Origin of the sequence: Actinoplanes sp. NPDC026623 (genome assembly GCF_040638275.1) — a bacterium.
GTDB lineage: Bacteria > Actinomycetota > Actinomycetes > Mycobacteriales > Micromonosporaceae > Actinoplanes.
Genome location: NZ_JBEZXZ010000111.1, coordinates 16,754 through 28,319, shown reverse-complemented (window position 1 = coordinate 28,319; position 11,566 = coordinate 16,754). Strand labels below are relative to the sequence as shown.

The following is an 11,566-nucleotide window of genomic DNA, read 5'->3' as shown; positions in this document are numbered from 1 at the left end:
TGCGCGCCCGGGCGATGTCGGCCCGGGGCGGCGCCGCGCCGCGGGTGGTCTGGCACCGCGGCGCCGCCACCGACGCGGTCGTGCTGGAGCTGCGCGCGGCCGACTCGGCGGGCCTGCTCTTTCGGGTGGCGGCCGCGCTGGACGAGGCCGGCGCCGAGGTGCGGGCGGCCCGCATCTCCACGCTGGGCGGCGACGTGGTGGACGCGTTCTACCTCGTCGGGGCGTGGGCGGACGCGGCGGCCCGGGAACGGGTCGAGGCGGCCGTGCTCGCCGCCGTTTGAGGCGGCCCGGCGCCGCCGCGACGGATCGTGCGACGACGCCGAGGGCCGGACCGTCACCTCGATCGCTTCCTCGACGTTGGCCCTATCGACATCCAGGGCGTACGTGAAGAGGTCTGTTGCCGCATGGGGGAGACACCCGGTCTGCTTGACGACTACCTGAGAATCGTCCGGTACCACGTGCGGTCCGCGTTGCCGCCGACGGCGATCCGGATCCGTTCGCTCGGCGCGCGCCGGCTGCTGGCGCGCGCCGGCCTGCAGGAGAGCGGGTCCTACGCCGACCTGCTCGGCGCCGCCCGCGCCGGTGACAGCCGCTGGCTCAGCAAGCGGCGGCGCCAGGTCAAGCCGACGGTGCTGGCCGGGCTGGCGCAGACCCTGGCACAGCAGGACATGCTGCCGGAGGACCGGACCGACGCGCTGGCCGTCTACGACCTGATCCGGGTCGCGCTCGGCGCCGCCGCGCTGCCGTCGGCGCATCAGGGCCTGCACGCGCAGCTCGTCTTCGCCTGGCAGGGCCCCGAGCGGGCCAGGGCGCTGCTGCGGGCGTACAAGCAGGTGGGGGAGGGGGTGCGGACGGAGCTGGAGCTCGATCTGGCGAATCCGTTCGCCGGCAACGGGCCGGTCCTCCCGTGGCTCACCGCGTTCCGCGAGCTGCTGCCCGACCCGCCGCTCGCCCTCGAGCACAAGGAGGGCGTGCCGCCGTTCGACCGGCTGACCGTCGCGGCCGCGGTGCCCAGCGTCGAGGCGCCGGAGCGGATCTCGGTGATCGTGACCGCGTTCCGCCCCGACGAGGGGCTGATCACCGCGGTGCGCTCGATCCTCGACCAGTCCTGGCGCAACGTCGAGGTGATCATCGTCGACGACGCCTCGCCGCCGGAGTACGACGCGGTGCTGGCCCGGGCGGTGGCGCTGGGCAGCCGGATCCGGCTGGTCAAGCAGGACGTCAACCGGGGCACCTACGCGGCACGCAACGCCGGCTTGGACGCGGCCGAGGGCGAGTTCGCGGCGTTCCAGGACTCCGACGACTGGTCCCATCCGCGCCGGCTCGAGATCCAGGTCCGGCCGCTGCTGGAGGATCGCCGGGTGGTCGCCACCACCTCCGACGGGCTCGGTGTCTCCGACGACCTGCTGGTCACCCGGCCGGGCGTGCGCCGGGGCCGGTTCAACCCGTCGTCGCTGCTGTTCCGCCGCGCCCTGGTGACGGGCCGGATCGGCTACTTCGACCAGATCCGCAAGGCCGCCGATTCCGAGTACATCGGACGGATGGGCGTCGTCTTCGGCGAGCAGGCCGTACGGCACCTGGCGGATCAGCCGCTGGCGCTGATCCGGCGGGCGCCAGGCTCGCTGTCGCGCTCGGAGATCCAGCCGTACTGGATGCACCCGGCGCGGACCGCGTACGCGTCGGCCTATCAGCGCTGGCACTCGCGGATCGCCGCCCGGGCCGCCAAGCCGTACCGGCCCCGGGAGGGCGGCGAGCGCGCCTTCGCCGTCCCCGACCACCTGCGGCTGGCCGCAGCGGAGCGGATCGATCGGCCCGGCTACGACGTCGTGGTGGTCGCCGACTGGCGGTTCCTGCAGGGCGTGCAGATCTCGGCGCTCGAGGAGATCCGGGCGCTCGTCGCCCGCGGCCTGCGGGTCGCGATCATGCAGATCGAGTCGCTGCGGCCGCCGGCGCGGCGCCGCTGGCCGCTCTGCGGGCCGTTGCAGCAGCTCGTCAACGACGGCCGGGTCGACCAGGTGCTGCCCGGCGACGAGAACCACGCCGAACTGGTGATCGTGCGACAGGCCGCGGTGCTGCAGTTCCCGCCGGACGACCCGTGCCTGCTGCGGGCCCGCCAGGTGATGGTGGTCGCCGACGAGGCGCCCGCGCGGCGCGACGGCTCCGACCGGCGCTACTCGCCCGAGGGCTGCTCCCGGTCCGCGTTCCGGCTGTTCGGCACCGAACCCGTGTGGTGCCCGCAGGATCCGCAGGTGCGGGTGGTGCTGCGGGCGGAGAACGTGGAGCTGACCCCGTACGACCTGCCGGCCGTGGTGGACGCCGAGCGCTGGTGCGCGGAGCGGGCCGGGTCGTCGGAGTTCCGCGGCGTGATCGGCACGGACCTGTGCGACGAGGGGGTCTGGCCGCAGGAGGCCCGGGAGGCGCTCGGCGTCTACGAGTCGCTGCACGACTGGGACGTGCGGCTGCGGCTGCCCGACTGGCCGCGTACCGGATTCAGGCTCGGTGGTTCCCGGGCCCGGCTGGTGTACGAGGCCGCGGACCTGGATCTGCGCACCTTCAACCACCAGCTCGACTTCTATCTGCACTTCGCCAGCCCGGAGCGGATCGAGGCGTTCTCGCGCCCGGCGCTGGAGGCGGCCGCGCTCGGCTGCGTGGTGGTGATGCCGGAGCGGCACGCCGCCGTCTTCGGCGACGCCGCCGTCTACTGCGGACCGGGCGAGGTCGAGGCGACCCTGCGGCGCTATCACCGGGACCGGGAGCTGTTCGCCGAGCAGAGCCGCCGGGCCCGGGCGGTCGTCGCCAAGGCGCACCACCCGCAGCTGTTCGTCGACCGTATTGCCGGAATCGTCACAACACCGTGTCCTACCGCTCCGGCGCAGCGTACGGCGTCGCGCGCCGCGTCCGGCACCGCGCGCTGATTCCGGGCCGTAACGGCCGCCTCGCCGTACGCGTTAGGCGATGGTGTTGACCCGCGCCACGCGGCGCGCACGACTCTGGAGGTCCGAATGAGCAGCCTGGTCCGGTTCGGCGGTCGGCTGGCGGTATGGGGGCGGAGTCTGACCCGCCCGCAGACGATGGTCCTCATGATCGTCATGGTGTGCTGCGTCGGCGTCTGGGCGGCGGCCGCGGCGGGGCGGCTGAGTCTCGCCCTGTCGCTGGTGGCCGGGCTGCTGCTCGGCGTGCTGCTGGGGATCCTGCACCTGTCCCGGTGGATCGGCGGTGTCTACCGGGCCAACCAGGCCGCCAACCGCGACCTGCGCGTGATCATGGAGCAGCTGCAGCGGCGGGTGGTCGCCACCGTGGAGAAGGAGCGGATCGCCTCCGGCGAGCGGCACCAGGAGCTGACCCGCACCATCACCCGCGGGCTGCGGCAGAACGGGCACGGCACGGACCTGCTGCTGCGCGCGCAGAGCCGCGAGATCGAGGCCCTGTTCCAGCTGTTCCAGCAGTTCAACCCGGCGGCGCCGATGCCGTCCTCCGGCGACTTCGCGCTGAACCCCACGGACCTGCTCGACCTGATGCACCTGGTGCGGCTGCGCCGGCCCCGGCTGGTCGTCGAGCTCGGCAGCGGCACGTCGTCGGTCTGGCTCGGGTACGCCCTGCAGAAGTACGGCGGCAAGCTCGTCTCGCTCGACCACGACCCCGGCTATGCGCGGCAGACCCGGGCGCTGGTCACCGCGCACGGCCTGGACGACGTGGTGGAGGTTCGCGAGGCGCCGCTGCGCGAGCTCGCGGCGAACGGCAAGACCTACCAGTGGTACGACGTCGCCGCGCTGGACGACGTCACGGACATCGACCTGCTCCTGGTCGACGGGCCGCCCGCGGCCACCGGCCCGGACGCGCGCTACCCGGCCCTGCCGGTACTCGCCGAGAAGCTCGCCGGCACGGCCACCGTCATCCTGGACGACACGAATCGCCAGGATGAGAAGGAGGCGGTGCAGAGCTGGATCCGGGAGGTGCCGGGGCTGACCGAGGAGCAGCGGCTGCTGGGGCGGCACGCGGTGCTGTCGTACTCGCGCGCCACGGCCTCGGTCACCGTGTGACGAAGCCGGCCAGGTACAGGCAGTGATCTGAGTAGGCGCCGCAGACCGTGCTCGTGCCGTGCGGAGCGAGGAACCTCTGGCTGGCGAAGAGATGGTCGATCTTGCGCGGGGCAGGGATGAACGTGGTCAGCGGCTCCGGTCGCCGGTCCGCCTCCTGGAACTCCGCGCCGAAGCCGGCCAGGTCGGGGCTCGTGGGCAGCGAGTTGAGATCCCCGCCGAAGATCACCGGCCGGCCGGCCGCGATCGGCACCAGCCAGCGCTGGATCGCCGCCAGTTGCAGCGCCAGGTTGGGCCCGCGCGGCGCCGTGTGCGTGGTCACCACGAGCACGGAGCGCCCGGCCAGATGCACCCGGGCACCGAGCGCCACCCGCGGCTCCGGCCTCGTCTCGTACGGGCTGGGCAGTTGCCGCACCACCCGGCCGCTCAGGGTGCCGCGGGCCACGATCGCCACCCCGAACCCGCGCCCGTGCCGGCGGTCCCGGTCGTCGCACTGACCGCCCGTGGTCGCCGGGGCGAACACGGCCGAGTACCCGTGCGGGGCGAGCAGCGCCCGGACGCGGAGGAACTGGGAGTAGCAGAGCTCCTGCAGCATGGCCACCGACGCGTGCCGGTCGCGGACCTGGCGGGCGACGTTCTGCGCGGTGCGGGTCACCTCGCCGTGGCGGCAGACGTTGCCGCAGACGTTGAAGGTGACCACGTTCACGACCGGTTCCTGCGCCCGCGCCGGTGCTGCTCCGGCGAGCAGCCCGCAGATCAGGGCGGCCAGCGCCACGGCGATTCTCATGCCCGATACGTCGGCGGGGCGCCCGGAAACGGCAGACGTTCTCCGGTTGCGGGGTGGTTGCGCCGTCCTGCCCGGAGGTGATGACCGGCCGGCATGCGGGGGCATGCCGGCCGGCCGGGGGGAGGGATGTGGTCCGTGGTCCGCCGCGGTCAGCGGCTGCCGAAGTCCTGGGTGTAGTACGGGGTGCCGTCGGACGCGTAGACGACGCCGACGGCGAACGTCTTGGCGCCGCAGTCGAGCAGGTTGCGGCGGTGGCCCGGGCTCTTCATCCAGCCGTTGACGACCTCGGCGGCGCTGCGGTAGCCGAAGGCGACGTTCTCGCTGCGCGGCACCGGGTAGCCGGCGGCCTTGGCGCGGGTGATGAATGTCGACCTGCCGGAGCCGGTGTGGGTGAGCGTGCCGGTCGCCGCCATGTACTTGCTGTGGCCGCGGGCGGCCCAGAGCAGCTTGTCGTTGACCCGCAGGGCCTTGCAGCCGGCCTTCACCCGCGCCTTGTTGGACAGGCTGACGACCTGGGTCTGCAGCGTCGTGAACGAGGGGGCGGCGGCCTGCGCCGGTGCGCCGACCGCGACCGCGCCGACGAGGGCGGCGGGGATCATCGCGAGGGTGGCGAGGCGACGGACCGAGGTCTTCTGCACGGGGCAACCTTTCGGGGAACACCGCCTGGACGCCTTGTTCGCCAGGTACGCAATTCCCTTCGGGACATCCGCGCCCCTGCCTGATACCTGCCCGGGTGCCTTGCGGTGAGTGCTCGGTTGCCGCCCCGGTGCCTGCCGGAGTCGAGTTGCGACACCGGGCGCGGAGCGGTTGCGGTACGGGTGCGAGCCGCCCGCCGAACACGACAAAACCGGGCCGGCACCCCGTTCGGGTGCCGGCCCGGTCCTGTTCCGTCGCCGGAGTTTAGGGTTTCAGCTGCGCCGACAGCAGCGGCGCCAGGAACCTGCTGTACGAGGTCGTCACGTGGTGCTGGTCCCGGTAGACCAGCAGGTTTCCGACGATCGACGGGCATCGGCTGGCGGTGCAGAACCACGGCAGCGGGTCGATGATCCGCACGCCCTTGGCCCGGACCGCGGCCATCACCAGTTCGCGCCGCTGCGGCACGTTGACGGCGATCGCCCGGCGGCGGGTGCAGACCTGCGGGTCCTTCAAATGCGCGGAGAGGCAGTCGGGCACCGGCCCGGCCTGCCAGGGCGTGTCGTTCATGAAGTAGACCGTGGTGCCAGGCCCGGACACCGCGTCGACGGATCGCTTCCAGCCCTCGACCCAGGCCCGGTCCTGCGTGCCGGTCACCTTGAGCGCCTCGTTGCTCGGCGCGGTCGATGCCATGATCACCATCGCCGGGTGCAGCGACCGGATGCGCTGCCAGGCGGCCCTGCGCCACTGCACGCACTCGGTGAACTCGCGCTTGAGCTGATCCAGGTATATGAGGGTGTCCGCGGCGGAACAGGCGCTCTTGGCGACGATGGCGAGCTTCCAGTGCCGCTGCCGCGCGATGATCTCCATCGCGGGGAACCACTGCCCGGCGTGTGAGTCGCCGAACAGCACCACGGTGGTCGGTGACGCCAGGTCGCCGTACTCGCAGGGGGTCTTGACCTCGGGGTCGTCGAACGCGCCGTTGCACTTCTCGCGGTAGTAGTGCGGCTTGTCCTTGACCGCGACCGTCAGCTTCGGCGTGAGGTTGCTCGGCACCGCGGGAATGGTCGTTGCGGCGGCGAGGCTCTGCTGCAGCCGGCCGGCGTCGGTCAGCGGGGCGGCACGGTAGCTGTTGACACCGCTCGCGTGCGCGACCGTGAAGGTGATGAGCGCGCAGAGTCCGGCCGCGGTCAGCGACAGCGCGGCGCCGACGCCGAGACCGCGCCAGGGCCGGTCGCGCAGCGCGGCCAGGTGCCGCACCGGGTTCTCCACCAGCGCGTACGTGAGCCCGGCCAGCAGCAGCGCGCCCAGCGCGACCGCGACGCGCTCCCGGCCGGCGAGGTCGCGGCCGAACGCGTACGGGGCGATGAGCAGCGCCGGCCAGTGCCAGAGGTACCAGGAGTACGAGAGCCGGCCGACGCCCTGCAGCACCGGCAGCCCCAGCAGCCCGGGCCGGCCCGCGCAGCCGCCCGCGATGACCGCCGCGGCGCCGAGCACCGGGAGCAGCGCCGCGTACCCGGGGAAGGGTGTCGCGGCGGTGAAGCCGAGCGCCGCGACCACGATGGCCGTCAGACCGCACCCGGTCAGCGCCCGGGACGCCCCGGTGCCGAGCCGCGCCAGCCGGGTCGCCCCGACCGCCAGCAGGGCGCCGACGCCGAGCTCCCAGGCGCGGGTGTGCGCGCCGAAGTACGCCCAGCCGGCGTTGTGCCGGGTCTGCCAGACCGAGAACAGCAACGAGCCGGCGGTCAGCACGGCCAGCGCCGTGACGAGGCCGCGCCCGCGCCCGCCGCGGCGCACCAGGATGAGCAGCAGCAGCGGCCAGACCAGGTAGAACTGCTCCTCCACCGCGAGGGACCAGAAGTGCTGCAACGGCGAGGGGTCCGCCCCCGCGTTCAGGTAGTCGGTGCCGACGGCGGCCATCCGCCAGTTCATCGAGTAGATCGTGGTGTGCAGCGCGTCGGAGAAGAGATCGGGCAGCCGCAGCGGCGGCAGCCACAGCGCCGAGGCGGCCACCGTCGCCACGACCACGACGGTCGAGGCGGGCAGCAGCCGCATCGCGCGGCGGGCGTAGAAGCGCGGGATCGAGACCGTGCCGGTGCGCCCGGCCTCGCGCAGCAGCAGCCCGGTGATGAGGAAGCCGGAGATGACGAAGAAGACGTCGACGCCGACATAGCCGCCGGTCAGGTACGGGACCCCGCAGTGGTACGCGACCACCAGGAGCACGGCGACCGCCCGCAGCCCCTCGATGTCACGCCGGTGCCGTTCGGGCGCGGGCGCCGTGGCGACGCCCGGTCCGGCCTCGGCCTGGCGGGCCGGCCCGCGCGGTGCCGGCGCTACGGCCGTGGTGCTCGTCGTCTCGGTCACAGCCGGTGCGCCTTTTCGCCGCGGGTCACGCCGCGGGTGTCGAAGAAGCGCTTGGCGATCCCGGCCAGGTGCTCGGCGTCGTACTCGCGGTGGTGCTGCACCAGGATCACCAGGTCGGCGGCGGCCGCGGCGCCCTCGAGGTCGTCGGTGCGGCGTACCGCGACGCCGCCGGCGTTCCACCGGGTCACGTGCGGGTCGTGGTAGGTAAGCGTTGCGCCCAGCGCGGCCAGGTGGCGGGCCAGCGGCGTCGCCGGCGACTCCCGCTGGTCGGCGATGTTCGCCTTGTAGGTGACGCCGAGCAGCAGCACCTCCGCGCCGTGCACGGCCTGCCCGTCGGCGTTGAGCAGGTTCTGCGCCCGCCGGGCCACGTACGCCGGCATCGTCGCGTTGATCTCCTGCGCCAGCTCGACGAAGCGGAACGGGTAGCCGAGCTTGCTGCGTACGTTGTGGCTCAGGTAGTTCGGGTCGATCGGGATGCAGTGCCCGCCGACGCCCGGGCCGGGATAGAACGCCTGGAAGCCGAACGGCTTGGTCGACGCCGCGCTGATGACGTCCCACAGGTCGATGTCGAGCTCGTGGCAGAACCGGGCCATCTCGTTGACCAGCGCGATGTTCACGTGCCGGTACGTGTTCTCCAGCAGCTTCGCGGTCTCCGCCTCCCGGGTGCCCCGGGTGCGCACGACGGTCTCGACGAACCGCCCGTAGAACGCGGCGACCCGGTCGGCGCACGCCGGGGTGTATCCGCCGACGACCTTCGGGGTGTTGTGTGCGCCGAACCTCTCGTTGCCCGGGTCGATCCGCTCGGGCGAGAACGCCAGGTGGAAGTCGCGGCCGGCGACCAGCGCGGAGATCTCCTCCAGCAGCGGCCGGACCACGTCGTCGGTCGTGCCCGGGTAGGTGGTGGACTCGAGCACGACCAGCATGCCCGGGCGCAGGTGGCGCCCGATGGCCTCGGTCGCCCCGGTCACGGCCCGCAGGTCCGGGCCGTCGCCCTCGGAGAGCGGCGTCGGCACGCAGATCACCGCGACGTCGGCCGTGGTGATCAGGGCCTCGTCGGCGGTGGCCCGGAAGCCGCCGGCGATCATCTCGGCCACGTCGTCGTCGGACAGGTCGTCCACGTGCGAGCGGCCCGCGGCGAGGGCGTCGACCACCGCCGCGTTGACGTCGAAGCCCAGGACGGACATGCCGGCCCGGGTGGCTTGCTGCGCGAGCGGCAACCCCACATATCCGAGGCCGAGAATGACGACGTCGTAGCTCACGGTGGTTCTCTCCTTCATTCAGCGTCAGGTGCGCGTCAGGCGACGGGCGTGTTGGTGGCGGTGGGCTCGCCCGTGCCCGCGCCGGCGGCCAGGGCGGCCACGGTGACGTCGGCGACGGGCGCGGCCGCCCCGGCCCGCCGGCCGATCTGCCGGGCCAGGTGCGGCGGCGGCGCGGTGACCTGCGCGAGCGGCGCGGTCGCGGGCCGCGGCTCGGCCAGCTCGTACGGCGAGACGAACGGCAGGTACGCGGGGAGGAAGTCGCCGAGCAGCGCGGCCTGATCGACCGCGGTGACGCCCGAGCAGTCGGTGTCGTTGAGGCAGAACGCGTCGAGGTGGCGCTTGCGCAGCAGCAGGGCGAGCTTGAACGGCGTGGCCGGATCCGCCAGGTCGTTGTATCCGTAGTTGATCGTCGCGGACACGGCCCGGCCGGTCAGGTAGGCGTAGTACTGCTGCAGCGACGAGAGCAGCGAGATGTCGTCGGGGTGCCGGAACTGGTGCGAGGCGGTCGCGGCGACGTGCTCGGCGAACCGGTTCTCGATCTCCTCGATGACGGTGCGCCGCGACGGGTGCGGGGTGTGCATCATCTTGCGGGTCAGCACCCGCCCGAACGCCGCCTTGATCAGCTCCCGGTTGTTCTTGCCGGCCGAGTCGGCGGGCGGGTCGCCCGGGCTGCGCGGCGCGGAGTCGACGCGCGCCGGCGACGGGAAGAAGCGGGTCAGCCCGCCGGGGGTGAAGAACATCTCCGGCGAGACCGGCCGGCCCAGGAAGACGTCGTCGTTGAGGTAGAGGAAGTGCTCGCTGAGGCCCGGGATGCGGTGCAGCCGCGACTCGATGGCCTGCGAGTTGAAGGTCGGCAGCGTGCCGGTCGCGCCGAAGATCTCCCGGTGGCTGACGACCGTGATCCGGGGGTGCTCGGTGTCCAGCCAGGCCGGCACCTGGTCGTCGGTGACCAGGAAGATGTGCCGTACCCAGGGTGCGAAGCAGTGCAGGGCGCGCAGCGAGTAGCGAAGCTCGTCGCGGGAGGCGTATCGGGAGTCGTTGGCGGACAGCGGCCGCATGTCGTCCAGCCAGGTGTTCTCGGCCATCGCGGTCGCCTTGCGGGCCTGCCAGGCCGGGTCGGCGCCGTCGACCCAGGTGTACACGGCGTCGATCGGAAAGCTGATCCGCTCCGGGGTGGGCAGCGTGAACTGCTCCCGGGTCCGGTAGCGGGTGGTGTCGTCCGGCGCGCAGAACGGGCCGAAGGCGATCTCGGGCGCGCTGACCACGGGCCCGTCGGCCGGTATCACGTCGGCCCGGCTGCGCGGGCCGATCAGGTTGCCGTCCCGCTCGCTCCAGAACTCGATCTCGCAGCCGACGTCGGTACCGAGCACCAGATTGCCGTCCGGGTCGGTGACCGGCCAGCAGACCCGCAGGACGCCGGCGGCGCGCCGGGCCCGCCGGCCGCCGCGGCCGCGCGGCCGGACGACCTCGAGCAGCCCGGTGCCGCCCGACGTGAGGTCCTCGAGCATCCGCAGCACCACGGCCCGGTCCCGCGCCGGTACGGCCAGCGCGGTGTGCCGGAACGAGCGGGCGGGCACCCGGAACCAGTCGACGCCCGCCGTGGCCAGGGCGGCGATGGTGCGGTCGAGGTTCTGCCGGCGCGCCTGCACCGGGCTGGCGGTGGCGTCCCGGCGGGCCGTGACCCAGCCCTGGCCGGTGCGGACCCGCATGGTCGGCGCTCCCGCGGCGACCCGCATCAGCGGCAGCCGGGGCGGGTGCGACAGCGGCACGATCCTCCGGGCCAGGCCGAAACGCTGCTCGGGCGCGACCCGGGGCAGGACCCGCCGCTGCACGGAGGTGAAGATGCGCGCTCGGACTCCCCAGGGCGCTAATCGCAGGATCCGCCGCAGAGACACGCCGTAGTCCTTCCGCCGGATGTCGTCGGGGCCGGTTGATCAGCCGCCCGGTTCCTCGTGCCTCAACGGCGGGATTCATCGGAAGGTTGCGGTCGATATCGGCTTTTCGGACATCTGTGCCATGTCGCCACGCGAGCCGCGGAGGGGCCTGGAGTGGCGCCTGTTATCTGCGGTATACGGGATTTGTGCAGGTGGCGGGGTCGAACGGCCGGTGTCCACCCCTTACGGGTCCGCCCCGATGCGACAGTTGCGTCGCCGGTGCATGGTGGAAGCGGCGGCGAATTTCTCCTCGGGAGGCTGAGATGGGCAAAGCAATCGCGTACCTGGTGGCGACGATCGCCGGAGTGATCGTGGTGGGCTGGATCGCGATCAACCTGCTGCACGTGCTGGTCGGCGCCCTGGCCTACCTGATCGTGGGCGCGATCGTGGTCGGCGGCGGCGTCTACCTGTACGGCCGGGCGAAGCGGTCGCTGGCGCCGGGCACCCGCAACCAGCGGCGGATCGAGGCGGCCGCGAAGACGTACCGGATGCGCAACCGGTGACCGTTCCGGCGGGCGGCTAGGCTTGCGGTCATCTCCTCACCTCTGACCA

At 73.0% G+C, this 11,566-nt stretch carries 8 protein-coding genes and 1 pseudogene; 4 read left to right on the top strand and 5 right to left on the bottom strand.

The window, feature by feature from the left end:
• The 3 genes and pseudogenes from AB0F10_RS27930 to AB0F10_RS27920 all read left to right on the top strand — a co-directional run.
• Positions 1–281: pseudogene (locus AB0F10_RS27930) on the top strand ([protein-PII] uridylyltransferase); the annotation flags it as partial.
• Positions 282–404: 123 nt separating this feature from the next.
• Entirely contained in the window at positions 405–2,915 is a 2,511-nt protein-coding gene (locus AB0F10_RS27925; protein ID WP_360631233.1) for a glycosyltransferase, read from the top strand.
• Positions 2,916–3,002: 87 nt separating this feature from the next.
• Positions 3,003–4,040 carry a class I SAM-dependent methyltransferase gene (locus tag AB0F10_RS27920; RefSeq protein WP_360631230.1) on the top strand — a complete coding sequence of 346 codons (1,038 nt, stop codon included), beginning with the start codon at positions 3,003–3,005 and terminating at the stop codon, positions 4,038–4,040.
• On the opposite strand, the gene AB0F10_RS27915 is transcribed toward AB0F10_RS27920, so the two are convergent.
• The 5 genes from AB0F10_RS27915 to AB0F10_RS27895 all read right to left on the bottom strand — a co-directional run bounded on the left by AB0F10_RS27915 (position 4,030) and on the right by AB0F10_RS27895 (position 10,975).
• Positions 4,030–4,824 carry an endonuclease/exonuclease/phosphatase family protein gene (locus tag AB0F10_RS27915; protein WP_360631227.1) on the bottom strand — a complete coding sequence of 265 codons (795 nt, stop codon included), beginning with the start codon at positions 4,822–4,824 and terminating at the stop codon, positions 4,030–4,032. The genes AB0F10_RS27920 and AB0F10_RS27915 overlap by 11 nt on opposite strands.
• 149 nt (positions 4,825–4,973) lie before the next feature.
• Positions 4,974–5,462, bottom strand: coding sequence for a CAP domain-containing protein (locus AB0F10_RS27910; RefSeq protein WP_360631224.1), 489 nt, complete (start codon positions 5,460–5,462; stop codon positions 4,974–4,976).
• A 262-nt stretch (positions 5,463–5,724) separates the two neighbouring features.
• Complete coding sequence (locus AB0F10_RS27905) at positions 5,725–7,821, bottom strand: acyltransferase family protein (RefSeq protein WP_360631221.1); 2,097 nt, start codon at positions 7,819–7,821, stop codon at positions 5,725–5,727.
• The gene (locus tag AB0F10_RS27900; protein WP_360631218.1) at positions 7,818–9,098 is read right to left on the bottom strand and encodes a nucleotide sugar dehydrogenase; all 1,281 of its coding nucleotides are present in this window, start codon (positions 9,096–9,098) and stop codon (positions 7,818–7,820) included. The genes AB0F10_RS27905 and AB0F10_RS27900 overlap by 4 nt, the downstream gene beginning before the upstream one ends.
• A gap of 17 nt (positions 9,099–9,115) precedes the next feature.
• Complete coding sequence (locus tag AB0F10_RS27895) at positions 9,116–10,975, bottom strand: stealth conserved region 3 domain-containing protein (RefSeq protein ID WP_360631215.1); 1,860 nt, start codon at positions 10,973–10,975, stop codon at positions 9,116–9,118.
• A 302-nt stretch (positions 10,976–11,277) separates the two neighbouring features.
• On the opposite strand from AB0F10_RS27895, the gene AB0F10_RS27890 reads away from it, so the two are divergent.
• Positions 11,278–11,517 carry a hypothetical protein gene (locus AB0F10_RS27890; RefSeq protein ID WP_360631212.1) on the top strand — a complete coding sequence of 80 codons (240 nt, stop codon included), beginning with the start codon at positions 11,278–11,280 and terminating at the stop codon, positions 11,515–11,517.
• Positions 11,518–11,566: the final 49 nt, after the last annotated feature.